General features: G+C 70.0%; 24 protein-coding genes and 1 pseudogene. 10 read left to right on the forward strand and 15 right to left on the reverse strand.

The window, feature by feature from the left end; translation table 11 throughout:
* Positions 1-26: 26 nt before the first annotated feature.
* Positions 27-519 (forward strand): annotated as a pseudogene (locus LOS78_RS14880) (transposase); the annotation flags it as partial.
* Between the two features lie 109 nt (positions 520-628).
* Here the strand turns inward: LOS78_RS14880 and LOS78_RS14885 are convergent.
* From LOS78_RS14885 to LOS78_RS14895, 3 genes are all read right to left on the reverse strand, one after another.
* The gene (locus tag LOS78_RS14885; protein ID WP_230377335.1) at positions 629-1486 is read right to left on the reverse strand and encodes a DUF2189 domain-containing protein; all 858 of its coding nucleotides are present in this window, start codon (positions 1484-1486) and stop codon (positions 629-631) included.
* A gap of 229 nt (positions 1487-1715) precedes the next feature.
* Complete coding sequence (locus LOS78_RS14890) at positions 1716-2222, reverse strand: MFS transporter (RefSeq protein WP_230377336.1); 507 nt, start codon at positions 2220-2222, stop codon at positions 1716-1718.
* Between the two features lie 72 nt (positions 2223-2294).
* Positions 2295-2516 (reverse strand): hypothetical protein, encoded by a 222-nt coding sequence (locus LOS78_RS14895; RefSeq protein WP_230377337.1) that lies wholly within the window; start codon positions 2514-2516, stop codon positions 2295-2297.
* Between the two features lie 178 nt (positions 2517-2694).
* Between LOS78_RS14895 and LOS78_RS14900 the strand changes: the two genes are divergently transcribed.
* Positions 2695-2964, forward strand: a complete 270-nt coding sequence (locus tag LOS78_RS14900) for a hypothetical protein (protein ID WP_230377338.1) — start codon at positions 2695-2697, stop codon at positions 2962-2964.
* Positions 2965-3165: 201 nt separating this feature from the next.
* On the opposite strand, the gene yjfF is transcribed toward LOS78_RS14900, so the two are convergent.
* From yjfF to araD1, 8 genes are read right to left on the reverse strand one after another with little or no spacing between them, the layout of a single operon-like run.
* Complete coding sequence (gene yjfF / locus LOS78_RS14905) at positions 3166-4140, reverse strand: galactofuranose ABC transporter, permease protein YjfF (protein ID WP_230377339.1); 975 nt, start codon at positions 4138-4140, stop codon at positions 3166-3168.
* Complete coding sequence (locus LOS78_RS14910) at positions 4137-5156, reverse strand: ABC transporter permease (protein WP_230377340.1); 1020 nt, start codon at positions 5154-5156, stop codon at positions 4137-4139. The genes yjfF and LOS78_RS14910 overlap by 4 nt, the downstream gene beginning before the upstream one ends.
* Complete coding sequence (locus LOS78_RS14915; protein WP_230377341.1) at positions 5153-6649, reverse strand: sugar ABC transporter ATP-binding protein; 1497 nt, start codon at positions 6647-6649, stop codon at positions 5153-5155. Before LOS78_RS14915 ends, LOS78_RS14910 begins: the two co-directional genes overlap by 4 nt.
* Before the next feature lie 56 nt (positions 6650-6705).
* Complete coding sequence (ytfQ, locus tag LOS78_RS14920) at positions 6706-7668, reverse strand: galactofuranose ABC transporter, galactofuranose-binding protein YtfQ (RefSeq protein WP_230377342.1); 963 nt, start codon at positions 7666-7668, stop codon at positions 6706-6708.
* 41 nt (positions 7669-7709) lie between these two features.
* On the reverse strand, positions 7710-9218 hold the full coding sequence (locus LOS78_RS14925) for an aldehyde dehydrogenase (NADP(+)) (RefSeq protein ID WP_230377343.1): 1509 nt from the start codon (positions 9216-9218) through the stop codon (positions 7710-7712).
* A 10-nt stretch (positions 9219-9228) separates the two neighbouring features.
* Positions 9229-10140 (reverse strand): Gfo/Idh/MocA family protein, encoded by a 912-nt coding sequence (locus tag LOS78_RS14930; protein ID WP_230377344.1) that lies wholly within the window; start codon positions 10138-10140, stop codon positions 9229-9231.
* Positions 10140-11888: an L-arabinonate dehydratase gene (gene araD / locus LOS78_RS14935; RefSeq protein WP_230377345.1), complete on the reverse strand. Its 1749-nt coding sequence runs from the start codon at positions 11886-11888 to the stop codon at positions 10140-10142. The genes LOS78_RS14930 and araD overlap by 1 nt, the downstream gene beginning before the upstream one ends.
* Positions 11888-12877 carry an AraD1 family protein gene (gene araD1, locus LOS78_RS14940; protein ID WP_230377346.1) on the reverse strand — a complete coding sequence of 330 codons (990 nt, stop codon included), beginning with the start codon at positions 12875-12877 and terminating at the stop codon, positions 11888-11890. Before araD1 ends, araD begins: the two co-directional genes overlap by 1 nt.
* Positions 12878-13022: 145 nt before the next feature.
* On the opposite strand from araD1, the gene LOS78_RS14945 reads away from it, so the two are divergent.
* Positions 13023-13976 carry a LysR family transcriptional regulator gene (locus LOS78_RS14945; protein WP_230377347.1) on the forward strand — a complete coding sequence of 318 codons (954 nt, stop codon included), beginning with the start codon at positions 13023-13025 and terminating at the stop codon, positions 13974-13976.
* Positions 13977-14071: 95 nt separating this feature from the next.
* Here LOS78_RS14945 and LOS78_RS14950 read toward each other — a convergent pair whose 3' ends face one another.
* Positions 14072-15460, reverse strand: coding sequence for an L-cystine transporter (locus tag LOS78_RS14950; protein ID WP_028712325.1), 1389 nt, complete (start codon positions 15458-15460; stop codon positions 14072-14074).
* A 328-nt stretch (positions 15461-15788) separates the two neighbouring features.
* Here LOS78_RS14950 and LOS78_RS14955 point away from each other — a divergent pair, with 328 nt between their 5' ends.
* From LOS78_RS14955 to LOS78_RS14980, 6 genes are all read left to right on the forward strand, one after another.
* The gene (locus LOS78_RS14955) at positions 15789-16454 is read left to right on the forward strand and encodes an ankyrin repeat domain-containing protein (protein WP_230377348.1); all 666 of its coding nucleotides are present in this window, start codon (positions 15789-15791) and stop codon (positions 16452-16454) included.
* Between the two features lie 11 nt (positions 16455-16465).
* Complete coding sequence (locus tag LOS78_RS14960; protein ID WP_230377349.1) at positions 16466-16939, forward strand: nucleoside deaminase; 474 nt, start codon at positions 16466-16468, stop codon at positions 16937-16939.
* Between the two features lie 2 nt (positions 16940-16941).
* A complete protein-coding gene (locus LOS78_RS14965; protein WP_230378526.1) occupies positions 16942-18159 on the forward strand; it encodes an MFS transporter in 1218 nt (405 codons plus the stop codon).
* 28 nt (positions 18160-18187) lie between these two features.
* On the forward strand, positions 18188-18613 hold the full coding sequence (locus LOS78_RS14970) for a heme-binding protein (protein WP_230377350.1): 426 nt from the start codon (positions 18188-18190) through the stop codon (positions 18611-18613).
* 160 nt (positions 18614-18773) lie between these two features.
* Positions 18774-19511, forward strand: coding sequence for a sulfite exporter TauE/SafE family protein (locus LOS78_RS14975; RefSeq protein WP_230377351.1), 738 nt, complete (start codon positions 18774-18776; stop codon positions 19509-19511).
* A gap of 66 nt (positions 19512-19577) precedes the next feature.
* Positions 19578-20816: an Hsp70 family protein gene (locus LOS78_RS14980; RefSeq protein WP_230377352.1), complete on the forward strand. Its 1239-nt coding sequence runs from the start codon at positions 19578-19580 to the stop codon at positions 20814-20816.
* A gap of 7 nt (positions 20817-20823) precedes the next feature.
* Here LOS78_RS14980 and LOS78_RS14985 read toward each other — a convergent pair whose 3' ends face one another.
* The 3 genes from LOS78_RS14985 to LOS78_RS14995 form a co-directional block, all read right to left on the reverse strand.
* Positions 20824-22956 (reverse strand): DEAD/DEAH box helicase, encoded by a 2133-nt coding sequence (locus LOS78_RS14985; RefSeq protein WP_230377353.1) that lies wholly within the window; start codon positions 22954-22956, stop codon positions 20824-20826.
* A gap of 147 nt (positions 22957-23103) precedes the next feature.
* A complete protein-coding gene (locus LOS78_RS14990) occupies positions 23104-23664 on the reverse strand; it encodes a DinB family protein (protein WP_230377354.1) in 561 nt (186 codons plus the stop codon).
* Positions 23665-23715: 51 nt separating this feature from the next.
* Positions 23716-24612, reverse strand: a complete 897-nt coding sequence (locus LOS78_RS14995) for a LysR family transcriptional regulator (protein ID WP_230377355.1) — start codon at positions 24610-24612, stop codon at positions 23716-23718.
* Positions 24613-24814: 202 nt separating this feature from the next.
* On the opposite strand from LOS78_RS14995, the gene LOS78_RS15000 reads away from it, so the two are divergent.
* The gene (locus LOS78_RS15000) at positions 24815-26113 is read left to right on the forward strand and encodes a C4-dicarboxylate transporter DctA (RefSeq protein WP_230377356.1); all 1299 of its coding nucleotides are present in this window, start codon (positions 24815-24817) and stop codon (positions 26111-26113) included.
* Positions 26114-26211 lie beyond the last annotated feature (98 nt).

Raw genomic sequence — 26211 nt, forward strand, 5'->3', positions numbered from 1 at the left:
GAACGCGAGCATGGTCCTGAGCGCATGTGCGCAGCGCAGCTGCGCGCTTTGGCGGCATCCTGGCCGACGCCGGCCATGGCCTGTCTGGCCCGTTCCGGCAGGCGCTCACCGAGCGTGGACTGACCTGGCCGTGGGCATCCCTCACAAGCAGAAGGTCTACCCGGCCAAGGTTGCCCTGATCTTCCCGGTCGCCGGTCGCGGGCGACCGCGTAGAACCATGTCCCCGATGTCCCATCTCGTCCGGCGCAGGAGATACTTGAGAAGGCGAAGTGGCAGGCCGTGAGTTGGCGGCGCGGCACGAAAGGCAGGCTCTCAGCCCGGTTCGCTGCCATGCGTGTCCGTGTCGCCGACGGACCGCCGCAGCGCATTGGCACTCTTGGCCAGCAGCATCTGCCCGGCGAGGAGGTCTGGCTGGTCGGCGAGCACCGTTCCACCGGCAAGCGCAAATACGACCTCAGCAACCTGCCGGCCGACACACCGCTCAAGAAACTGGCCGGGGCCATCAAGGCCCGTTGGGTGCGCTTCCTCCCAAGGAAAACCGGCCGGATCGCAGGATCATCGCCACGCAACATGACCCGGCCCCCAGGCGCGCCGGCGCCGCGGCCCGGCGCAGCGCGCCTCGATCAGGCTAGGCCACCGCCCGGCGGTAAAGATGCCATGTCGCATGGCCGAGGATGGGCAGGACGACGATCAGCCCGGCGAACAGCGGGATCATCCCCAGCACCAGCGAAACGGCCACGATCAGCCCCCAGAGGGCTGTCGTCCCCGGATTGCGGCGCGCCACGGCAAGCGAGGTCGCCAGCGCCACCGGCACCCCCACCGGGCGGTCGATCAGCATCGGAAACGACACCAGGCTGACGCAGAGCACCACGGCCGCGAAGACGAAGCCGACGGCGAACCCGGCCAGGATCATCGTCCAGCCCGCGCTGCTGGTGACGGCGTCGCGCAGGAAGACGAGGAGGCTGTCATAGGGCTCGGGTCCGAGGGTGACGGCCCAGATCGCATGGGCGGCGATAAGCCAGAAGGCGAAGATCACCGCAAGAAGGCAGCCCAGGGCCAGCACCGGCCCCAGCACCCGGCCGCTCAGCGTGGCCAGCACCGCGCCCCAATCCGTCTCTTCGCCCCGCTCGCGCCGCCGGCTCATCTCGTAGAGGCCGAGAGCCGCGACCGGCCCGATCAGGGGAAAGCCCGCGGCCAGCGGAAAGAGCAGATGCACCTGTCCGGCGTTGAAGGCCCAGGCGGCAAGGACGAAGCCGATCACCGGATAAAGCGCCACCGCGGTGATCACATCGGTGCGGAGCGCGCCGAAATCCTCGATGCCCTTGCGAAGCGCCGCGCGAATGTCGCCCAGGCCGATCTGGTTGACCTCGGGCAGGGCCATCTCGTGGCTGCCGATCCCGTCCACCGCCGCGCCGGCGCCGCGGCCGATGCCGGCGAGCCTCTGCGCGCTCCAGCTGAGCGGGTTTCCAATCGTTTCTCGGTGCATGGCTGCATCCTCCCTTCCTGGAGGGCCCGGAACCGGGCGAGGCGCCAGCCGGAGAACCCGGCTCGCCGCCCGCGAACATGTCGGGCCGAACCGTCCTCGGCCGCCAGTCTAGCAGATGCAGCGTCAGGTTGCACGCCCGGAATCGACGCGATTACGCGCTCCCGCCCTTGGCCGCGCAAGCCGCACCACCGGCGGCATCCGCATGCTGCGCCCCGGCTGCCGGGAGAGGTCAGCCCGCACCGGCGCTCAGCGCAAGTGCTTGCCCTTGGTTTCCGGAGCCCAGAGGATCGACAGGACCAGCCCCAGCAGGGGAAACGCGGTCATCATCACCAGGGTGGTGGAAAATCCGAACCTTTGCAGAAAATATGGCAGGAGATAAGTCACGCCGGCTGCCGATATCCGCGAGAAGGCGGCCGAAAACCCGCCCCCCCGTCGCCCGCACATGCGTGTCGAAGATTTCGGGCGGATAGACGAACTGGATGTTGTTCGCGGCCGGGGCGACGAACATGTAGGTCGCGAACAGGACGACGACGACCCAGGTCGGCGCCTGCGGGAGCAGGCCCAGCGCCAGGAAGGTCAGCAGCACCATCACGAAGGTCCAGATCACGAAACCGCGGCGGCTCATCCAGTGCAGCAGGAAGACGCCGACCACGGCTCCGGCGATCTGGATGGCGTTCAGCGACATGTCCACCGCCGTCGCATCCCGCAGGCCCAGCGACTCCAGCACCGGCATCATGAAGGTGAAGATGCCGAAGAATGGCCCGACCTGGCAGAACCAGAAGAAGCCGGAATATCCTCTCAGGAAGCATTAGAATTCCAGCAGGTCGGCCAATCGACCGGGCTTGGCGCCAAATTCGGCTGATGGTTCGGCCTGGCCGTCCTTCAACGGGTGCTCGACCAGCGCGAACCCTGCCGTGGCGAGGATGATCGCGCGCAGGAGAACCGGTTCTGTCCTCAGACGGTCGCGGCACGAGTGAAGCCTTTGGTGCGCGGCGTCCATCGGCTGGTGGCCGATGGCGGCGAGCGACATGTTCAGCTGCGGGACGGCTTCATGGCCGATGGCGCGGACAAGCAGCAAACGGACATGGCGGGACCGCGCTTTCCTGGCAGCTTGGCCGCAAGGACTATACGGTTTCCATCCTGAAGGCCGCCTTGCCGGCCGTGCCGCATGGACTGGCCGAAAGAGAGAGAGAGAGAGGAGAGCCGGGATGCAGATATTCCTCCAGGACAGTCACGCTTATCCGGGCTGTCGCGCAAGATTGCCCGCAGATCCACCTGCAGGCGAGATCGACGTTGTCCTGTGCTTTGCCGACGGGATCGAGGCGCCAGGCCGCCTCGCCCCATCGGCTGACGGTCTTCGGCTGGAAATCGCAAGCTATCGCACCGCGGCGGGAACCTCGATCCCGCGCAAGACATGGTTGCTGCGGCAGGACGATGCGGGCTGGAAAATAACCGCAAGATGCGCGGACCTCGCATAAGGCAGGTGCCGCATGGCCTCCGCAGCATTGCGCGGCGTGCCGGTATCAGCGCATGCGTCATCACCAATACGGTCCTCGGCTCCGGTCGGTCGGGACCCCGTCCCCATATCGCCCGACCGAGATGATCGACGGCCTCGACGATGACGGCAAAAGGCCAACCCGCTGCTTGCCTTACACAAGCCGGCCGGACAGCTGCGGCGGTCAGGCGCCCGAGCCTTCCAGCCGCGATTGCGACAGTTTCAGCAGCCCCTTCTGCAGCAGGATGAACACCAGCAGCAGCACCCCGATGACGATCTTGGTCCACCAGCTCGACAGCGTGCCGTCGAAGACGATGTAGGTCTGGATCAGCCCCATGGTCAGCACGCCGACCAGCGTGCCGAACATGTAGCCCGCCCCCCCGGTCAGCAATGTGCCGCCGATCACCACCGCCGCGATGGCGGTCAGTTCGGTCCCCACCGTCGCCAGCGAATAGCCCGAGCCGGTATAGATCGAGAACACGATGCCCGAGAGTCCCGCCATCAGTCCCGAAAAGGCATAGACCAGCATCGTCGTGCGCCCCTGCCGGACGCCCATCAGCCGCGCCGTCGCCTCGCCACCGCCAAGCGCATAGACGGATGCGCCGAAGCGGGTCTTGTGGGCGACGACCATGCCCGCCAGCACCGTCAGCAGCATGACGACGCCGATCAGCGTCAGCCGGCCCTTGCCGGGCATCAGCCAATAGGCCGATTGCAGGGTCTTGTAGAAGGGATGCGCAATCGGCACCGAGTCGATCGACAGCATATAGGCCGCGCCGCGCGCCAGGAACATGCCGGCCAGCGTGACGATGAAGGCGGGCATGGCCAGCCGGTCGATCAAAAAGCCCATGGCCGCGCCAAAGGCGGTGGTCAGCGCCAGTAGCAGGGCGAAAACGACCAGCGGGTGCAGCGACGTCTCGCGCAGGATCACGGCGATGAAGACGCCGGAAAAGGCGATGACGCTGCCCACCGACAGGTCGATGCCGCCCGACAGGATCACCAGCGTCATGCCGACCGCGACGATGCCCAGATAGGCGTTGTCGGTCAGCAGGTTGCCCACCACCCGCGTGGACAGGATGTTGGGGAATTGCAGCCAGCACAGCAGATAGGCCAGCAGGAAGATCACGACGGTCGCGTAAAGCGGCAGGGCGCGGGTGTTCATTTCGCGGCTCCTCGGTGCAGGGCGGCCTCTCGGCTGGCGCGGTGGCTGTCGCGCCACAGCCGCCATTCCCCGGCGATGCGCGGCGATTGCAGCACCAGGATCACCAGCACCAGCCCGGCCTTGATGACCAGGTTGTATTCGGACGGGAAACCGGCCAGCAGGATGCCGGTGTCGATGGTCTGGATGATCAGCGCCCCGATCAGCGAGGCGATGATGGAAAACCGCCCGCCCAGCAGGGAATTGCCGCCGATCACCACGGCCAGGATGGCGTCGAGCTCCAGCCACAGCCCGGCATTGTTGGCGTCCGCCCCGCGGATGTCGGCGGTGACGACGATCCCGGCCAGCGCCGCGCAAAGCCCCGAGACGACATAGACCGCGATCAGCAGCACCGTGGCGTTCACCCCGGCCAGGGCGCTGGCGCGGCGGTTGATGCCGATGGATTCGACCAGCAGGCCAAGCGCGGTGCGCCGCATCAGCGCCGCCATGCCCAGACCGCAGGCCAGCCACAGCCAGGCCGGCACCGGCAGGCCCAAGAGGCTGCCCGAGCCGAAGAAGGCGAAGCCCGCGTCGTTGAAGGTCAGGATGCGCCCTTCGGTGATCAGCTGGGCGATGCCGCGCCCCATGGTCATCAGGATCAGCGTGGCGACAAAGGGCTGGATGCCGACCACGGCGACCAGCAGCCCGTTCCACAGCCCGGCGAGCGCGCCGGCGGCCAGCGCCAGCAGCAGCGCCGGACCCAGCCCCCAGCCGCCGGCCACGGCCGAGGCGGCGACCGCGCCGCAGATCGCCATGGTGGTGCCGACCGACAGGTCGATGCCGCGCGTGGCGATGACCAGCGTCATACCCACCGCCAGCAGCGCCACCGGCGCGCCGCGCTTCAAGACGTCGATCATCGGCCCGACCAGCCGGTCGCCGCTGATGCCGATCTTCAGGAAACCCGGATAGAACACCGTCACCAGCGCCACCAGCAGCGCCAGCGCCACCAGTTGCGGGGCGATGCGCTTCAGCAGGGTCATGCCGCCACCTCCCCGCCGGCGATGGCGCGCATGATCTCGGCCCCGGTCAGGCGCGGCCCGTCCAGCTCTGCGACATGGCGGCGGTCGCGCAGCACGATCACCCGGTCGGCGCTGGCGACCAGCTCGTCGATCTCGCTCGAGACCAGCAGGATCGACATGCCGGCCTGGGTCAGCGCGCGGATCAGGCGCAGGATCTCCGCATGGGCGCCGACATCGATGCCGCGCGTCGGCTCGTCCAGGATCAGGAAGCGCGGGTTCATCGCCAGCCAGCGCGCGAGGATGGCCTTCTGCTGGTTGCCGCCGGACAGCTCGCCGATGGGCTTTTCCCGGCCCGAGGTGCGGATGTCGAGCCGCTTGATGTAATCATCGGCGATGCGGTTTTGCTCGGCGCGCGGAATCGGCCGCGCCCAGCCGCGCCGGGCCTGCAGGCCCAGGATGATGTTCTCGCGGATCGACAGTTCGGCGACGATGCCGTCGGTCTTGCGCTCCTCGGGGACGAAGCCGAACCCTTCGGCGACGGCGGCGCGCGGGCTGGACAGGTCCAGCCGGGACTGCGCGTCGCTGGCCTCGCCCGATTGCGCGGGACGCACGCCGAACATCATCTCGGCGCTTTCCGTGCGGCCCGAGCCCAGCAGGCCCGCCAGCCCCACCACCTCGCCCTGCCCCACGGTCAGGTCGAAGGGCTCGACCACGCCGCGCCGGCCGAAGCCGCGGAATTCCAGCAAGGGAGGACGGGCGGCGGCGGTCCGGGCGGCCTGCTCGGCCACCTCATGCTCCAGCGCGCGGCCCAGCATGTGCTCGATCAGCTTCACCCGGTCCAGCTCGGCCGTGCGCTCGGTGACGATCTTGCGACCGTTCCGCAGCACGGTCACGCGGTCGGTCAGGTCGAACACCTGGTCGAGGAAATGCGACACGAAGACGATGCCCAGACCGCGTTCGCGCAGCCCCCGCACCACGTCGAAGACCATGCGCACCTCGGCCGCGTCCAGGCTGGCGGTCGGCTCGTCCAGGATCAGCACCTTGCCCGACAGCGCCACGGCGCGGGCGATGGCGACGATCTGCTGGATGGCGACGGAATAGCTGCCCAGGTCGCGGTCCACGTCGATATCCAGGCCATAGGGCCGCAGCGTCTCGCGCGCCCCGGCCCGCAGGGCGCGGCTGTCGATCAGCCCCCAGCGGCGCGGCTCGCGGCCGAACATCAGGTTCTGCGCCACGGTCAGGTTGGGCAGCAGGTTCACCTCTTGATAGACGGTGCCGATGCCCTGCTCCTGCGCCTCGACCGTGGATTGCGAGTCGATCTGCGCGCCGTCCAGGGTGATGGTGCCGCCGTCGCGGCGATAGGCGCCGGTCAGGCATTTGATCAGCGTGGACTTGCCGGCGCCGTTCTCGCCCAGCAGCGCGTGGACCTCGCCCGCGGCCAGGTCGAAATCCACCGCGTCGAGCGCCTTCGTTCCCGGGAACGTCTTGGTCAAAGACCGGATGGTCAGCAGCATCGCGCCCCTCCTCGGCTCGGCGCGGGCCGCCGCATGGACGGCCCGGCCGCCGGCTGTCAGTAGCCCAGGCCCTTGCGGCGCTCGTATTCGCCGGCCGGGTCGTCGGCTTGCGTGTAGAGCTTCGACTCGGTCTGCAGGAACTTCGCCGGCTGGGTGCCGTCCTTCCAATAGGCGGCGAGCGCGTCGAAGGCCGGGCCGGCCATGTTCGGCGTCAGCTCGACGGTGGCATTCGCCTCGCCATTGGCCATGGCCTGGAACAGGTCCGGCACGCCGTCGATGGACACGACCAGGATGTCGGTGCCCGGCTTCAGCCCGGCCTCCTTGATGGCCTGGATCGCGCCGACCGCCATGTCGTCGTTATGGGCATAGAGCGCGCAGATGTCCTTGCCGCCATTCTCGGCCTGCAGGAAGCTTTCCATCACCTCCTTGCCCTGGGCGCGGGTGAAGTCGCCGGTCTGGCTGCGCACGATCTTCAGGTTGTCGTGGCCGGCCAGCGCGTTCTCGAAGCCCTTCTTGCGGTCGATGGCGGGGCTGGAACCCGTGGTGCCCTGCAATTCGACCACGCGGCATTCCTTGTCGCCGACGGTATCGACCAGCCATTTGCCGGCGACCTCGCCCTCGTGCACCAGGTTCGAGCCGACGGCGGTCAGGTAGAGATCGTCCGAGCTGTCCACCTGCCGGTCCAGCAGCACGACCGGGATCTCGGCCTCCTTGGCCTCTTGCAGCACGGCGTCCCAGCCGGTGGCGACGACCGGGGCCAGCAGGATCGCGTCCACGCCCTGCGCGATGAAGGAGCGGATCGCGGCGATTTGGTTTTCCTGCTTCTGCTGCGCGTCCGAGAATTGCAGCTTCAGGCCGCGTTCCTCGGCCTGGGTCTTGGTCAACGTGGTCTCGGCCGCGCGCCAGCCGGATTCCGAGCCGATCTGGGAAAAGCCGATGGTTTCGCCCTCGGCCATGGCGGCCGTGGCCGAGATCGCCAGCGCGGCAGCGGCGGCGGTGCTCATCAGGAATCTGGTCATGGTTTCCTCCCTGTATGACCGTTTTCTACGGGGCTGTCCTCTCAGCCCCGCAAGTCCTCCGGCAGCAGCGCGTCGGGCAGGTTCTGGAAACAGACCGGCCGCAGGAAGCGGCGGATCGCCAGGGTGCCAACGCTGGTGGCGCCGAAATTCGTCGATGCCGGGTAGGGGCCGCCATGCACCATGGCGTCGGCGACCTCGACCCCGGTGGGCCAGCCATTGGCCAGCACCCGGCCGGCCTTGCGTTCCAGGATCGGCATCAGCCGCCGGGCCAGCGCGGTGTCGCCGGCCTCCATCTGCAAGGTGGCGGTCAGCTGGCCGTCCAGCGCGCGGGCAAGGCCCAGCATCTCGTCCTCCGAACTGGTGGTGACGACAAGGCCGAGCGGGCCGAACACCTCTTCCCCCAGGGCGTGGCTGTGCAGGAAGTCCCGCGCGCTGGTCCGGTAGATGCCGGGCCGCGCATTGCGGCCCCGGCTGTCGCAGGCCAGCACCGGCGCGGCATGGGCACCGATACGGGCGGCGCCTGCGCGATAGGCCTCGGCGATGCCCTCGGTCAGCATGACCTGTTCCGGGGCGTCCGCCAGCGCCTCGGTGGCGGCGGCGGTGAAGGTCTCGGCATCCTTGGCGCGCAGCACCAGAAGGCCCGGATTGGTGCAGAACTGCCCGGCGCCCATGGTCAGGCTGGCGGTCCAGTCCCGCGCGATCTGCTGGCCGCGCGCCGCGAAGGCTTCGGGCAGCACGAAACAGGGGTTGATGCTGCCAAGCTCGCCGAAAAAGGGGATCGGCTCGGGCCGCGCGGCGCAGAGGTCATAAAGCGCCCGGCCGCCGCGCAGGCTGCCGGTGAAGCCCACGGCGCGGATCAGCGGGTGGCGCACCAGCGCCGCGCCGACCTCGTGCCGGTCGCCGTGGATGAAGCCGAAACTGCCTGCGGGCATGCCGGTGGCGCGGATCGCGGCCGCGATGGCTTCCGCCACGATCTCGCCGGTGCCGGGATGGGCGGGGTGGCCCTTGACCACCACCGGGCAGCCCGCCGCCAGGGCCGAGGCGGTGTCGCCGCCCGCCGTCGAAAACGCCAGCGGGAAGTTCGAGGCGCCGAAGACCGCCACCGGTCCGATGGGACGCTGGATCAGCCGCAGGTCGGGACGCGGCAGCGGCTGGCGGTCGGGCAGCGCCTTGTCGTGACGGCGATCAAGGTAATCGCCCTTGCGGATATGATCCGCGAACAGCCGCAGCTGGCCCACGGTGCGGCCACGCTCGCCTTGCAGCCGGGCCTCGGGCAGGCCGGTTTCCTGCGTGCCGATGGCGGTGATCGCCTCGGCCCGGGCCTCGATCTCGTCGGCGATGGCGTCGAGGAAAGCCGCACGCTCCTCGCGCGCGGTCCAGCCATAGGACCAGAAGGCCTCCTCGGCCGCTTCGCAGGCTCGCGCGACCAGCTCGACCGTGCCGCTGGCGAAACCATGCGCCGGGCCATGCGCGGGGGCCGAGCGGAATGTCGCCTCGCCCCCGACCCATTCGCCCGCGATCAGATGCTTGCCTTGCGGTGTCCAGTCCATCGGTCTTCCTTCAGAATTCGAATGCGTCCACGGTATTGCGGCGGCCAAGGGTAAAGGCGTCCGCCACCAGCACCATCGGCGACAGGTCCACCTCGGAGGCGCCCCTGCGCACCAGCTCCGCCATGCGCGCGTAAAGCGCCGGGTATTCGCCCATGATGCTGGCCTCGCCCCCGGCCTCGGCCCCGTCGATCTCCAGCACATTGCCGCCCATGCGCAGCGCGAGGCGGCCGGCATCGGTCACGAACTCCATGTCCCAGGTCTGCGGGCCCTGCTGGCGGAAGTCGAAATCCGCCTCGATCCCCTGCGAGAGCCGCAGCCGCGCCGCGATGGGGGCCTGACGGTTCTCGGGGAAGTCCAGCTCGGCCGCGGTCAGATGCACCGGCGCGGGCAGGATATGCGTCAGGATCGACAGCGCGTTGATGCCGGGATCGAAGACCCCCATGCCGCCGGCCGCGAAGATCCAGTCCTGGCCGGGATGCCAGACCCGCACGTCCTCGCGCCAGGTGATCCGGCCGCTCTCGATGCGCCGCCCGGAAAGCCAGCGTCTTGCCGCCGCCACCGCCTGCGCCTCGCGCGAATGCCAGCTGGCGAACAGCGTCACGCCCTGCGCGCGCGCCAGCGCCTGCAGCGCCTGCACCTCGGCCAGCGTGGCGCCGGGCGGCTTTTCCAGCATCACATGGCGCCCCGCCCGCAAGGCCGCCTCGGCCATGGCAAAGCGCGGCACCGGCGGCAGGCAGAGCGAGACCGCAGGGATGTCGGGCCGGGCGGCCAGCATCTCCTCGATGCGGGCGAAGCTCTCGACCCCCTCGACGCCGCCATGGCGCGAGACGCTGGCCGCAAGCGTCCAGTCCGGGGATGAGGAAATCGCCGGAACATGCTGATCCCGCGCGATCTTTCCGATGCCGACAAGAGCGATCTTCATCAGTGGCTGTCCTTTCCGACCGCGCGGCCGCGGCAGCCGCGCAGAAAGTCGAAATCCGCCCCGGTCTCGGCGCCCTCGACATGGTCGTGGAACAGCCGCGCATAGCCCCCCGCCGGCGGCGGCACCGGGTTGCGCCATTCGGCCAGGCGGCGGGCGATCTCGGCATCGGGCACGTCCAGATGCAGCCGCCGGTTCGGCACGTCCAGCTCGATCATGTCGCCGTCGCGCACCACGGCCAGCGGCCCGCCCCGCGCCGCCTCGGGCGAGGCATGCAGCACCACCGTGCCATAGGCGGTGCCCGACATGCGCGCGTCCGAGATCCGCACCATGTCGGTGATGCCCTTCCTCAGAACCTTGGGCGGCAGGCCCATATTGCCGACCTCGGCCATGCCCGGATAGCCGCGCGGGCCGCACATCTTCAGCACCATGACGCAGGTCTCGTCGATGTCCAGCGCCTCGTCGGCGATGCGGGCCTTGTAGTCGTCGATATCCTCGAAGACGACGGCGCGGCCGCGATGCACCAGCAGATGCGGGCTGGCGGCCGAGGGCTTCAGCACCGCCCCGCCCGGCGCCAGATTGCCGCGCAGCACCGCGATGCCGCCCTGTCCGGTCAGCGGCCGGTCGGCGGGCAGAATGACGTCCTCGTTCCAGTTGCGGGCCTCGCGCACCTCATCCCAGATCGTGCGTCCCGAAACGGTCAGCGCCTCGCGGCGAAGCAGCCCCGCCTCGCCCAGTCTTTGAAGAACCACCGGCAAACCACCGGCATAGAAGAATTCTTCCATCAGGTACTGGCCCGAGGGCATCAGGTTCACGATGGTCGGCACGTCGCGGCCCAGCCGGTCCCAATCGTCCAGGGTCAGCTCGACCCCGACCCGGCCCGCCAGGGCCAGCAGGTGGATGACCGCATTGGTCGAGCCGCCGATGGCGCCGTTGGTGCGGATCGCGTTCTCGAAGGCGGCGCGGGTCAGGATGTCGCTGGGCTTCAGGTCGTCCTTGACCATCTGCACGATGCGCCGGCCGGTCAGCTGCGCCATGACGCGGCGGCGCGAGTCCACCGCCGGGATCGCGGCATTGCCCGACAGCGCCATGCCCAGCGCCTCGGCCATCGAGGCCATGGTCGAGGCGGTGCCCATGGTGTTGCAGGTGCCCGAGGAGCGGGACATGCTGGCCTCGGCCTCCAGGAACTCCTCCTGCGTCATCTCGCCGGCCTTCACGGCCTCGGAGAATTTCCACAGATGCGTGCCCGAGCCGATGCGCTCGCCCCGGAACCAGCCGTTCAGCATCGGCCCGCCGGTGACGACGATCGAGGGGATGTCGGTCGAGGCCGCGCCCATCAGCAGGCTGGGCGTCGTCTTGTCGCATCCGACCAGCAGCACCGCCCCGTCGATGGGCTGGCCGCGCATCGCCTCCTCGACCGCCATGGCGGCAAGGTTGCGATACATCATCGCGGTCGGGCGATAGCTATTCTCGCTGGCCGAGAAAACCGGCACCTCCAGCGGAAAGCCCCCGGCCTCCCAGATGCCGGCCTTAACCTTTTCGGCCAGCTCGCGCAGATGGCCGTTGCAGGGCGTCAGGTCCGACCAGGTGTTCAGGATGCCGATCACCGGCCTTCCGTCAAACAGATCATGGGGATAGCCCTGATTCTTCAACCATCCGCGATGATAGATCGTGTCGCGGGAATTGCCGCCATACCAATGCTGCGAGCGCAGCTTGCGCGGCCAGGGCGCGGGGGTGAAGGGCTTGGTCATCACAGCACCTCGACGCGGATCGGGGCGTCGCCGGGCCGGTCCGGCGCCAGCGGGTTGCGCAGCGGCAGGCCCAGCGCCGGGGACTCGATCTCGAACACATCGCCCGGACGGCAGCGGAGGCCGTCGGCAAAGGACAGCGTCGCCGTGCCGAAGAAATGCACGTGCACATCGCCCGGCTGGCGGAACAGCGGGTATTTGAAATGATGGTGCTCCAGATTGGCGATGCTGTGGCTCATGTTCGCCTCGCCCGAAAGGAACGGCCTTTCCCAGAGCACCGCCCCGTCGCGCAGGATGCGGCTGGTGCCCTCGACATGCTGCGGCAGATCGCCCAAGCGCATCTCGGGGCCGAAGCTGGCCGGGCGCAGCTTGGAATGGGCGAGCCAGAGATAGTTGCCGCGCTCGGTCACATGATCCGAGAATTCGTTGCCGAGCGCGAAGCCCAGGCGGAAGGGCGTGCCGTCCGGGCCGATCAGGTAGAGCCCGGCGATCTCGGGCTCCTCGCCCGCGTCCAGCGCGAAGCCGGGCGAGGCCAGCGCCGCACCCGGCGGCGCCACCCCATGCCCGTTGCCCTTGTAGAACCATTCCGGCTGCACGCCGACCGCACCGGGATGCGGCTTGCCGCCCTCCAGCCCCATGCGGAACATCTTCATGCTGTCGGTCAGATCGCCGGCATCGGGGGCGCCATGCATGGCGTCGCGCGTCGCCGCCGAGCCGAGATGCGTGAGCCCGGTGCCGGTCAGGTGCAGATGCGCCGGATCGGGATGATCCACGGGCGGCAGCACCCGCCCCTCGGCCAGCGCGGCTTCCAGGTCCACCGCCGCGCCGGGACCGCGGCGCGCGGCCTCTTCGGCCAGGCTGCGGCCGGCGGCGATGGCGGCCAGCGCCAGGGCGCGGGTGCTGTCCGCCCCGGGCACCAGATGCGCGGCTTCGCCGTCGCGCAGGGCGACGGCGCGGCTTCCGTCCGGCAGAAGAAGTTGCGACAAAAACATGGCAGGTCCCCCGCTGCAATCGGTCCGGGCGGCCGGCCCTTGCGCGGCCCGGGCACCACCCGCCTTGATGGCTTGCGATTGATCTAGCCATGAAACGACATGATGGTAAAATTACATCCTTCGCAATCTGCATACCGGAATTGTTATGACCATGCCGCCTGCCCGCCTGATGCTGAAACCCGCGCAGCTGCGGCTGCTTCAGCAGATCGCCGAAACCGGCCAGTTGCAGCTGGCCGCCGAGCGTGTCGGCATGACCCAGCCCGCCGCCTCGCGCATGCTGGCCGAGATCGAGAACCAGGTCGGCGCGCAGCTGTTCCTGCGCCAGCCCAAGGGCATGGAGCCGACCGAGATCGGCCGCGCCGTGCTGCGCCGCGCCCGCGTCATCCTGCGCGAGATGGTCAGCATGGCCTCGGACGTGCAGGCGCTGCGCGAGGGGTTCGGCGGCACGCTGCGGGTGGGCGCGGTGACAGGACCGGCGGTCAGCTATCTCGTCTCGGCCATCCGCGAGATCAAGGAGGGCGCGCCGGATGCCGACATCACCGTCGATGTCATGCCCTCGCGCGAGCTGCTGCAGCATCTGGCGGCGGGAGAGATGGATTTCGTGCTGGCCCGCATCCTGCCGGAATTCGACAGCCGGGATTTCAACATCCTGCCGATGCGGGACGAAAAGGTGGCCTTCCTGGTGCGGGCCAGCCACCCGCTGAGCCGCTCGGCCTCGGTCACGCTGACCGAACTGGCCGGGCAGGAATGGATCATGCAGAGCCGCGGCGCGCCGATCCGCGAGGCCGCCCTGGCGGCCTTTGCCAATGTCGGGCTGGCCGAGCCGCGCAACATCGTGAACAGCCCCTCGCTTCTGCTGACGATCGCCTATCTGGCGCAGGGCGATGCGGTGGCGCCGATGTCGGAGGAGGTCGCCGAATTGCTGATCCGGCCGCCGGTCGGGGCGGGCTTCGCCATGCTGCCGGTGCCGCATGAGATCCGCGTCTCGCCCTATTACCTGCTGGACCTGAAGCGCCGGCCCTTGTCGCCCCTGGCGATGCGGCTGCGCGAGAAGCTGGTGGCGCTGTCGAGAAGTCCGGTGCGGGACGCATTCGGCTGAGGCGCCGCCGGCAGTGCCAGCGCGCGCCGCCGCATGAGTATTTGGGAAACGGTGAAAGCCGGCGCCGCGCGGTCGGGCGGCGCCGGGCGCGGTCGTCAGGCGTTCTGCATGCCGCGCTCTTCGCGGCTTTGCAGGATGGCCTTGTCGGTCTGGCCGAGGATCTGCGAGGTGACGGTGCCCGCCGTCATCGAGCCCGAGACGTTCAGCGCCGTGCGGCCCATGTCGATCAGCGGCTCGACCGAGATCAGCAGCGCCACCAGCGTCACCGGCAGCCCCATGGCCGGCAGCACGATCAGCGCCGCCATGGTGGCGCCCCCGCCCACGCCCGCGACCCCGGCCGAGGACAGCGTGACGATGGCCAGCAGCGTCATGATCCAGGCCGGGTCCAGCGGGTTGATGCCGACCGTCGGCGCCACCATCACCGCCAGCATCGCCGGATAGAGCCCGGCGCAGCCGTTCTGGCCGATGGTCGCCCCGAAGGATGCCGAGAAGGAGGCGATGGTCTGCGGCACGCCGAGACGGCGGGTCTGGATCTCGACATTGAGCGGGATGGTCGCGGCGCTGGAACGGCTGGAGAAGGCGAAGGTCAGCGCCGGGACGATCTTGCGATAGAAGGTCAGCGGGTTCACCCCGGTCAGGCTGAGCAGCACGGCATGCACGACGAACATGATCGCCAGGCCCAGATAGGAGGCGACGACGAACTTGCCCAGGTTCAGGATGTCGGCCGCATTCGAGGTCGCCGCCATCTTGGTCATCAGCGCCATGACGCCATAGGGGGTCAGCACCATGATCAGCCGCACCAATTGGCTGATCCAGGCTTGCAGGATGTCGATCAGGTTCAGCAGGCTGCGGCCCTTTTCCGGGTCGCGGCGCAGCAGGCGGATGGCAGCGACGCCCAGGAAGGCGGCGAAGACCACCACCGCGATGATCGAGGTCGGGTTGGCCCCGGTCAGGTCGGCGAAGGGGTTCCTGGGGATGAAGGACAGCAGCAGCTGCGGCACCGTCAGGTCGGCGACCCGCGGCGCGTAGCTGGTCTCCAGCGTGGTCAGCCGGGCGGTCTCGGCCGCGCCCTGGGCCAGCCCCTCGGCGGTCAGGCCGAAGGCCAGCGACATCACCACGCCCACGAAGGCCGCGATGGCGGTGGTGGCAAGCAGCGTGCCCAGCGTCAGGACCGAGATCCGGCCAAGCGCCGAGGCGTCGTGCAGCCGCGCCACCGCGCTGAGGATCGCCGCGAAGACCAGCGGCATCACCACCATCTGCAGGAGCTGCACATAGCCGTTGCCGACCACGTTGATCCAGTCGATGGTGGTCTGCAGCGACGGTGCGTCGTTGCCATAGGCCAGCTGCAGCCCGATCCCGAACAGCGTGCCCAGGATCAGGGCGATGAAGACCCGCACCGACAGCGACATCTGCCCGCCCTGCAGGCGGACCAGCACCACGACCAGTGCGGCAAAGATCAGAAGATTGATGAAAACGGATGCCATTCGCGCATCTCCGGCAATTTCAGGTTGACCCATGAAGCCATATTGCCCGTCCGGCGTATAGGCATGGCGGCGCGGATTTCGCGCGGCCTGCGGGCCATTTCCTCGATAAAGGAAGCAGGCGCGCGCTTCGCAAGCCCCCCGATTCCGGCCTGGCGGCACGATATTCAACGGATTCTTTAGACTGTATTCGGATATCGGGGGTTATTCCCGGCCAGCTGCTGCGATATCGTGCAGGCGGCCCGGCCCTTGCGGGCCATTGCGATCCCTCGTCGCCGCGCAAGGACCGGGCCAGCCCGCACGCGCGCGCTCCGCAATCCGAAGGCAGGCCATGCCCAAGCTTCTCGCCATCCTTTTCGCGTTCCTGCTGGGCGCCTCGGCGGGTTCCGGCGCGGCAGGGACCCTGCATGAAGCGGCCCTGTTCCGCGCGGCCGCCGAGGGCGACGCCGCGTTGATCCGCGAGTTTCTGGCCCGGGGCGCGCCCGTCGATCCCCGCGATGCCGAGGGGCGCACGCCGCTGCTGGTCGCGACCCATGCCAACCGGGTCGAGGCGGCGCGGGCGCTGATCGAGGCCGGCGCCGACGTGAACGCCAGGGACGCCATCCACGACAGCCCCTATCTTTATGCCGGGGCGCGCGGGCATCTGGAGATTCTCGAGCTGACGCTGGCCCATGGCGCCGATCTCTCCAGCACCAACCGCTTTGGCGGCACGGCGCTGATCCCGGCCGCCGAGCGCGGCCATGTCGGGACCGTCCGCCGCCTGATCGAGGCCGGGGTCGATGTCGATCACGTCAACCGGCTGGGCTGGACCGCGCTGCTGGAGGCGATCCTCCTTGGCGATGGCGGCCCGCGCCAGCAGCAGATCGTCGACCTGCTGATCGCGGCCGGCGCCGACGTGAACCTGCCCGATGGCGAGGGGATCTCGCCCCTGGCCCATGCCCGCCGCATGGGATTCGCGGCGATCGCGGCACGGCTGGCCGAAGCCGGCGCAAGATGAAAGGAAGGGCGATGTCCGATCAGGCAAGGCATTATCTGGAACAGGCGGTGATGCTGGCGCATCGCAACATGCAGGCCGGCGGGCGCCCCTTTGGCGCGGTTGTGGTGCGGGGCGGCGAGGTGCTGGCGACCGGCGTCAACGAGACCGTCGCCACCCATGACCCGACGGCCCATGCCGAGCTGGTGGCCCTGCGCGCCGCCGCGCTGCGGCTGGGCTCGCCCGATCTTTCGGGCTGCGCGGTCTATGCCAGCGGCCAGCCCTGCCCGATGTGCCTGGCCGCCATGCGGCTGGCCGGCGTGACCGAGGTGCATTTCGCCTATTCGAACCAGGAGGGCGCGCCCTTCGGCCTGTCCACCGCCGCGCTTTACGAGGAGCTGGCGAAGCCGCTGGCCCAGCAGGCGATGATAATCCGCCATCTGCCGGTGCGTCCAAAGGGCGCCGGCGACCTTTACGCCGAGTGGAAGGCGCGGCAGGGCCGGGCGTGACCATGCCGGGCCGGGCGGCGCGGCCGCTGATGCTGGCCGTGGTGGCCATGGTCGGGCTAACGCTGCGGCCCTTCCTGACCGGGGTCGGCCCCGTCGCGGCGCCGATTTCGGCCGAGACCGGCCTGTCCATGCAGGGCCTGTCGCTGCTGACCCTGCTGCCGGTCCTGCTGATGGGGGCGGGCGCCTTTTTCGGACCGGCGATCCAGGCGCGGCTGGGCGCGAAACGCGCCACCGTGCTGGCGCTGATGGTGCTGAGCCTCGGCTCGGGCCTGCGGCTGGCGGCGCATTCGGCGCTGGAGATGCTGGGCTCGGCCGTGCTGCTGGGCCTGGGCGCGGCGGTGGTGCAGGCGGTGTTCCCGACCATCATCAAGCGCGAATTCCCGCGCGGCATCAACCTGGCCATGGGGCTTTACGCCGCGATGATGATGGGCGGCGGCGCCTTCGGCGCGCAGGCCGCGCCGCTGATCGCCGCATGGTCGGGAAGCTGGCGGCTGGCGCTTGGCTGGCTGGCCCTGCCCGCCGCCCTGACCGCGCTGCTGGTGGCGCTGGCCCTGCCGCGCGAGACCCGGACCCGGGAGGCCGGCGGCAGGGCGGGGCTGGGCCGCTGGCTGCGCCTGCCGCGGGTCTGGCTGCTCATGGCCTGTTTCGGGCTGATCAACGGCGGCTATTCATCCTCGGTGGCCTGGCTTGCGCCCGCCTTCCAGGATCTCGGCTGGCCGGCCGGCGCCAGTGGCGGGCTGCTGGCGGTGCTGGCGGTCGGGCAGGCCGTCTCGGCCCTGGCCACGCCGGTCCTGGCCAGCCGCGGCAGCGACCGCCGGCCCTGGCTGGGCGGCTGCATCGCCCTGCAGCTGCTGGGTTTCGCCATGCTGGCCCTGCGCCCCGAAGCGGCCCCGCATGCGATCGCCTTCCTGCTGGGCGCCGGGCTCGGGGGCTGTTTCTCGCTGATGATGATCGTGGCGCTGGACCACCTGCCCGACCCGGCGCAGGCCGGCGCGCTGGCAGCGCTGATGCAGGGCGGCGGCTTCCTGCTGGCGGCGATCCCGCCCTGGATCCTGGCGCTGCTGCACGATCTGACCGGCAGCTTCACCCCCGGCTGGGCGCTGCATCTGGCCGCGGTGCTGGCGGTCGGCGGGCTGACGCTGCGCCTGTCGCCGGCAAGCTATCGCGGCGCCCTGCGCCATCCCGGCCCCCGAGGCGCTGACGCCGCACCGGCCGAGTGAACGATTTTCGACAAGGAGGAGGAAAACCATGCTGACCATCACCCGACTGGACCAGGCGGACGCACGCCTGCTGATCGCCGGAGCCGAAGCCCATGCCCGCGAGGTCGGCGTGCCCATGTGCATCGCCGTCACCGACGAAAGCGGCCAGCTTCTGGCCTTTTCGCGCATGGATGGCGGCAAGGTGACATCGGCGACCATCGCCATCGACAAGGCCTTCACCGCTGCCGCGGCGCGCAAGGCCACGCATGAATACGGCGCCGCCAGCCAGCCCGGCGCACCGGCCTGGGGGATTTCCTCGGCCATCGGCGGCCGGCTGATGGTGGTGGGCGGCGGGCTGCCGGTCGAGCATGACGGCCAGACCGTCGGCGGCATCGGCGTCTCGTCCGGCACGCCGGCGCAGGACCAGGCGGTGGCGCAGGCCGGCATCGACCACTGGCGGGCGCAGCGCGCCTGATCGCCGGGGGAACGGGCCGGGGATCCCGGCCGTTCCCCGCAGGCCACGGCGGGCGGGCGCAGGCCGGGCCGGGTCTGGACGCCAGGCAGCCTGCCGGATAAGGCAGGCGCGTTCCCTTGCCGCCCGGGCCCGGGGAGGCCTCACCTGCCTGCAAGAGATCATGCTGCTCTGGTTCCTGCCCATCGCCGCGGCCGTCTTCGGCGCAGCCATCCTGCGCGGCCTGACCGGCTTCGGCTTCGCCCTGGCGGCGGTGCCGCTGATGTCGCTGATCGTCGAGCCGCGCATGGCGGTGGCCAGCACCATCCTGCTGCAGGTGATGGTCGGCTTTCGCGACCTCATGCATCTGCACGGCAGCTATGACCGGGCCGAGGTGCTGCGGCTGTCGCTGGGCTCGCTGCTGGGCATGCCCTTCGGCATCGCGGCGCTGGCGCTGTTCGATCCCGATGCCGGGCGGCTCGCCATCGCGGCGATCTCGCTGGCCGGGCTGGGCATGATGCTGCGCCAGCCGCATCGCCGCGTGGCCCCGGGCCCCGGCGTGGCGCTGGCGGCCGGGGCGCTGTCGGGCCTGTTCGGCAGCCTCGCCGCCATGCCCGGTCCGCCCGCCGTGGCCTATTTCGTCGCCAGCGGCACCCCGGCCGCGCGGGCGCGGGCCTCGATGATGATCTTCTTCTTCGTCTCGGCGCTGATCACCCTGCCGGGACTGGCCGTCGCCGGTGCGGTGGAGCTGCGCACGCTGGGGCTCAGCCTGGCGCTGCTGCCGCTGCTGGTCTCGGGCACCTGGGTCGGCGGGCACCTGTTCCGCCGGCTCGATCCGCGGCATTATCGCGGGCTGGCGCTGGGGGTCATGGCGCTGTCGGCCGGGCTTGCCGGGGCGCGGGCGCTGGCCGGCCTGCTCTGACCCCGGCTTGCGCCGCGCCGCCGGACAGGCTACCAGCCCGGGCTTTGCGAAAAGAAGGCGCAGGAAATGCCAAACGACATGCTCGCCATCGACTTCGGAACCTCGAACTCGGCCGCGGCGATCCTGCAGGACGGACGGCCGCGGCGCCTCGCCATCGAGCCGGGGGCCGAGACCCTGCCCACCGCCGTGTTCTTCCCGGCCCGCGGCGGCGCCATGCGCATCGGCGCGGCGGCGGCCGAGGCGCTGATCGCGGGCGACGAGGGCCGCTACATGCGGGCGCTGAAAAGCGTGCTCGGGACCGGCCTGTTCCACGAATCGCGGCTGATCGCCGGCAAGCGCCGCACCCTCTCCGAGATCGTCGCCGCCTTCCTCGCCACCCTGCGCGAGCGGGCCGAGACGGCGGCCGGACGCCGCTTCCGCCGGGCGCTTTCCGGCCGGCCGGTGCATTTCCACTCGAACGACCCGGCGCGCGACGCGCAGGCCCAGGCCGACCTGCGCGGCTGCTATCTGGCGGCGGGTTTCGACGAGGTCGCCTTCCTGCCGGAACCCGAGGCGGCGGCGCTGGCCAGCCACGGCCTTGGCCGGCCGGACGAGATCGGGCTGATCGTCGATATCGGCGGCGGCACCTCGGATTTCTCGGCCTTCCGCAGCCGGGGCGACGGGCTGGACATCCTCGCCAATCACGGCATCCGGCTGGGCGGCACGGATTTCGACCAGCAGGTCTCGCTCAGCCATGCCATGCCGGCACTGGGTCATGGCGGCGAACTGCGCCGCGCCATGGGGCCGGGGCTGCTGCCGGTGCCGAATGCGATCTATGTCGACTTGGCGACCTGGGCGAAGATCCCCTTCCTCTATGTGCCCGAGACGCGGCGCATGGCCGCCGGGATGGCCCGCATGGCGGTGGACCGCGCCGCCATGGACCGCCTTGTGACGGTGCTGGACGAGGAACTGGGCCACGAGCTGGCCTTCGCGGTCGAGCGCGGCAAGATCGCCGCCAATGCCGGCGAGGGCGCGCAGATCGCCATGGGATTCGTCGCGCCGGGGCTGGCGCCGGCGATCTCGCCCGCCTCGCTCGACGCGGCGCTGGCGGGCCATCGCGCCGAACTCCACGACGCCGCCGCCGAGACGCTGCGGCTGGCCGGCATCGCGCCGGATCAGGTCGGCAGCATCATCCTGGTCGGCGGCTCCAGCCTGATGGGCCTGGTCGCCGACGAGGCGCTGCGGCTTTGCCCCGGCGCGCAGCTTCTGCGCGCGGGGGCCTTCACCGCCGTGGTGGACGGGCTGGCTCTGGCGACGGCGCGTTGACCGCGCGTTAACGCTTGCCGGATTTCGGCCCGGCGCGGAAGGGCTTGTCGCCGCCCTTGCCCTGCCAGCCGCCCGCGGCCTTGTGCGACTTGAAGCCCGCGGCGCGTTTCGGCCGCGCCTCGGCGCCCTCGCCCCGGACCGGCCGGTCGTCGCGCAGCGCGCCATGCGACTTGAAGCCCGCCGATTTCAGGCCCGCACGCGGGCCGGGCTTCGGCGCGGCGGTCTTCTGCGCCTGCTTCTTCTCGCTGCTCCAGCGGGCCTTGCGCGGCGCTTCCGCCGGTTCGGCTTCCGGCGCAGGCTCGCGGACGGGCGCGGGACGGGCGGCGCGCGGCTTCACCGCCTCCGGGTCCAGCAGCGCCGGACGCCGGGCCGGCTTGGGCTTCGGCTCGGCCTTCGGCCTGTCCTCGAAGCGCGGCTCCGGCGTTTCGGGCCGCGCGGGGCGCGGCGCCTGGCCGCGATGCGGCTTTTTCTCGCGCGCGGGGGACGCCGCCCCTGCCGTTTCACCGTTTTGCAAATACTCCTGCCGACCGGGCCGCTTGTCGCGCCCGGCGGCAGTCTCGAAAACCGGCTCGCCCTCGATCCGGCGCATGGTCAGGCCGGGCTCCAGCTCGATCCGCTCGCCGAAATTCGACGCGACGGCGGCGGCGATCTGCACGAAGGTCTGCTCGGTCTTGACCCGGATCGCGCCGATGGCGTCGCGGGTGATGTTGCCCGCCTCGCAGATCTTGGGCAGCAGCCAGCGCGCCTCGGCCCGGCCGGAATGACCGACCGAGAGCAGGAACCAGACCGCCGGGCCGAACTCGCCCCGTTCGCGCGGCGCAGAAGGCGCAGGGCCCACGCTTTCCGACAGCTCCTCGGGCGCCGGGCGCCCCTCGCGCCACAGCCGCACGAAGGCCGATGCGACCCGTTCCGCGCCGAAGCGGTCGAGCAGCGCGGCGGCCAGCCCCGCCTCCTCGCCCGGCGCCTCGGCCAGCGCCGGATGATCCAGCATGCGTTCGTCGTCGCGGGCCTGCACCTCGTCGGCCGAGGGCGCCTTGCCCCAGTCCGCGACCAGCTTGGCGCGCTGCAAGAGCCGCTGCGCCCGCTTGTATTCCGCCGAGGGCACGATCAGCACCGAGGTGCCCTTGGCGCCCGCCCGGCCAGTGCGGCCGGAACGGTGCAGCAGCGTGTCGGGATTGGTCGGCAGGTCGGCATGGATCACCAGTTCCAGCCCCGGCAGGTCGATGCCGCGCGCCGCCACGTCGGTGGCGATGCAGACCCGCGCCCTTCCGTCGCGCAGGGCTTGCAGGGCATGGCTGCGTTCCTGCTGGGACAGTTCGCCCGACAGCGCCACGACCTTGAAGCCGCGATTGCCCATGCGCGCCAGCAGGTGGTTCACATTGGCGCGGGTCTTGCAGAAGATGATCGCCCGGCTGGCCTCGTAATAGCGCAGGGTGTTGAAGATCGCGTGCTCGCGGTCGCGGGTGGTCACCGACAGGGCGCGATATTCGATGTCGCCGTGCTGGCGCGCCTCGCCCATCGCCTGGATGCGCAGCGCGTCGCGCTGGAAGTCGCGGGCCAGCGCCTCGATGGCCGGCGGCACCGTGGCCGAGAAGAGCAGCGTGCGCCGTTCGGCCGGCGCCGAGCCCAGGATGAATTCCAGATCCTCGCGGAAGCCCAGATCCAGCATCTCGTCCGCCTCGTCCAGCACACAGGCGCGCAGACCGGTCAGGTCCAGCGAGCCGCGCTCGATATGGTCGCGCAGCCGGCCGGGGGTGCCGACGACGATATGCGCCCCGCGCTCCAGCGCCCGGCGCTCGGTGCGATAGTCCATGCCGCCGACGCAGGTGGCGATGCGCACGCCCGCCTGCTCGTAAAGCCAGCCCAGCTCGCGCGCGACCTGCAAGGCCAGCTCGCGCGTCGGCGCGATGGCCAGCGCCAGCGGCCGGCCCGCCTCGGGCAGGCTGTCGCCGTCGAGGATGTCGCCGGCCATGGCCAGCCCGAAGGCCACCGTCTTGCCCGAGCCGGTCTGCGCCGAGACCAGCACGTCGCGGCCCCGCGCCTCGGGGGCCAGGGCGGCCTCTTGCACGGAAGTCAGGCTGGCATAGCCCTTGGCCGCCAGCGCCGCGGCCAAGGGCGCGGCAATATCATGTTCGTTCATCTTCTTCGCCAGAAAGGGGATGCGGGGGCGCATCCGGTGAAAGGCACCATTCCCCTTTGCGGCCGGGCCCTCCCAACGGCCCGCCGGCCCGGAACGCGGAGCCAAGCCGCCCGCCTATCCTGTCCGGGCCCGCAAGTCAAAGCGAAACTAGGGCCGCATCAGCTGATCCTCGGTCCAGCCGAGCCGCGCCATGTCCTCGGCCCGCACCGCCGCATCGTCGCCGACGATGAATTCGTCCAGCTGCGGCGGGACCGTGCCGGCCTGCGACAGCAGGCCATGCACCTGCCCGCGGTGATGGGTCTGGTGCTGGAACAGATGCGACAGCAGGTCGTCGCGGCGGTCGTGCTGGACGCGCGCGCCCCGGTCCACCGCCACGATTTCCGCCAGGGCGTCCGGCGTCAGCGCCGCGACCAGCGCCAGCAGGCGGTCGTCCATCCGCACCTGCCATTCGGACAGCCGCGCGAGGTCGGGGCAATCCCGCGCCTCGGCCTGCGCGGCCTCATCAAGCGGCCGGCCCTCCAGCGCGTCGATATAGAAGCGGTCGACCAGCAGGATATGGTTCAGCGTGGCGCGGATCGAGCCGAAGAAGGACGGGCGCGGCGCCTCATAGGCGCCGGGCGGCAGGGCGGCGCAGGCGCGATGCAGCCGGGCATTGGCCAGCCGGTTCATCTGCGCCAGCTTGCGCAGCATGCGCAGCATCAGGGTCATCGGGCACCTCCTGCCGCGATGATGCCGCCCCGCGCCCGCCGGGTCGAGCCTCTAGCGCCGCGGCCCGGCGGGATCGTGGCCCAGGCTGCGGCGGATCTCGGCCAGGAACAGTTGCAGCGCCGGCACCGGGTCGCGGTGGTGATAGACGATATAGACCTCGGAGACCGGCGGATCGGGGCGGATCGGCAGGAAGGTCAGCGGTCCCGCCGTCAGCCTGGCGATGCCCGCCGGCACGATGCTGACCCCGAAGCCCGCGACGATCAGGCTGGGGATCGACTGCGCGTCTACCACCTGCTGCGAGACCCGCGGCCGATAGCCCGAGGCGACGATGCAGGCCATGACATAGGCCGCGAAATCGGAACTGTCGGGGCGCAGCACGACATGCTGGTCCTCGCGCAGGTCGTCGATCGACACGCAGGTGCGCCCGGCCAGCCGGTGGTCGCTGCGCACCAGCGCCACCATCTCCTCGCGCCAGCCGTATTCATGGACCAGCTCCTCGTCGCGCGGCACCGAACGGTTGAAGCTGACATCGGTGCGCCGGCTCAGCACCTCGGTGATCTGCGTGGCCGGGGTCTGTTCGTGGACGCGCAGGGTGATTCGCGGATGCAGCCGGGCGAAATGCGCCAGAAGCTCGGAGAGGCCCCCGCGCAGGATCGAGCCGGTTGCCCCGATTTCCAGCAAACCGTCCTGGCCCTGCTGGATTTCGCGGATCTCCTGCAGGCTGCGCTCATACTGGTCCAGCATGTTGCGCGCCCGGGGCAGAAACAGCGCGCCGGCCCGCGTCAGCGCCACCTTGCGGCTGGTGCGGTGGATGAGTTCCGCGCCCACCTCGCGCTCAAGTGTCTGGATTTGCGTGCTCAGCGGCGGCTGCGACATGTTTAGCCGTCGGGCGGCGCGGGTGAAGTTCAGCTCTTCGGCCAGGACGACGAAGCAGCGGAGCTGGCGCATTCTCATAGCATCACCGTATAGATCAGCGGTAAATCGATATTAGACACGGATGCAACATTCGCCAACAATCTTGGCATGAGGGGTCAGCCGCGACCGCGCGCCGCCGATGCGAGAGGAGACGCATCCGGAAGCGCGCCGGGCCGCGGCCCGCCCCTTCCGTCACAGGGAGGAACGGAAACACATGCCGAATTGGTCCAGGTCCTTGTTTGGACAGGTTTGCGTGGCGCTGGTGCTGGGGGTCGTCGCCGGCTTCTTCGCGCCGGAATTCGCCGCCAAGATGAAGCCGCTGGGGGACGGGTTCATCAAGCTCATCAAGATGCTGATCCCCGTCATCGTGTTCTGCGTCGTGGTGCATGGCATCGCCGGCGCGGGCGATCTGAAGAAGGTCGGCAAGGTCGGCGTGCGCGCCATCGTCTATTTCGAGATCATCACCACCATCGCCCTGGCCCTGGGCATCGCGGTCGCCTATCTGTTCGGCCCCGGCCACGGCATGAACATCGACGTGAGCCAGCTGGATGCCTCGGCGCTGTCGGCCTATGTGGACCGCGCGCATGAAGTCACCAGCGGCGGCACCGTCGACTTCCTGATGAAGCTGATCCCGACCACGATGATCAGCGGCTTCGCCCAGGGCGACATCCTGCAGGTGCTGCTGGTCGCGATCCTGTTCGGCTGCGCCCTGTCGCTGGTGGGCGAACGCGGCAAGCCGCTGCTGCACATGATCGAGCTGACGGGTGACGTCACCTTCAAGGTCATGTATTTCATCGTCCGGCTGGCGCCGCTGGGGGTGTTCGGCGCCATCGCCTTCACCGTCGGGCAATACGGCATCGGCTCGCTGGCGCAGCTGGGCTATCTGGTCGGGCTGTTCTACGTCACCATCGCCATCTTCGTCTTCGTGGTGCTGGGCTTCGTGCTGCGGCTGTCGGGCTTCAGCATCATCAAGCTGCTGCGCTACATGCGCACCGAGGTCGGCATCGTCGCCGGCACCGCCAGCAGCGACGCGGTGCTGCCGCAGACCATGCGCAAGCTGGAGCATCTGGGCATCAAGGACTCGACCGTGGGCCTGGTGGTGCCGACGGGCTATTCCTTCAACCTCGACGCCTTCTCGATCTATCTGACGCTGGCGGCGGTGTTCATCGCCCAGGCGACCAACACGCCGCTGTCCACCACCGACCTGCTGGCCATCCTGGGCGTGGCGCTGGTGACGTCGAAGGGCGCGCACGGGGTGCCGGGCTCGGCCATCGTGATCCTGGCCGCGACGCTGGCCGCGATCCCGGCCATTCCCGCCATCGGGCTGGTGCTGGTGCTGTCGGTGGACTGGTTCATGGGCATCGCCCGGGCGCTGGGAAACTATCTGGGCAATTGCGTGGCCACCGTGGTCGTCGCCTCCTGGGTGGGCGATATCGACCGCGACCGCGCCCGCCGCATCCTCGACGGCGAGGACATGCCGACCCTGGACGTGCTGGACGAGGATGCGCCCATGTCGCAGCCGCAGCACGGGTAACGAGGTCCCTCGCGGATCGGCCGGGACCAGCGCGACGGACCCGGTCGCCCTGCCGAGAAGACGGCCTGCGCCTTCCCTCCCGATGGCGCAGGCCCTTT

This window comes from Paracoccus sp. MA (assembly GCF_020990385.1).
GTDB lineage: Bacteria > Pseudomonadota > Alphaproteobacteria > Rhodobacterales > Rhodobacteraceae > Paracoccus.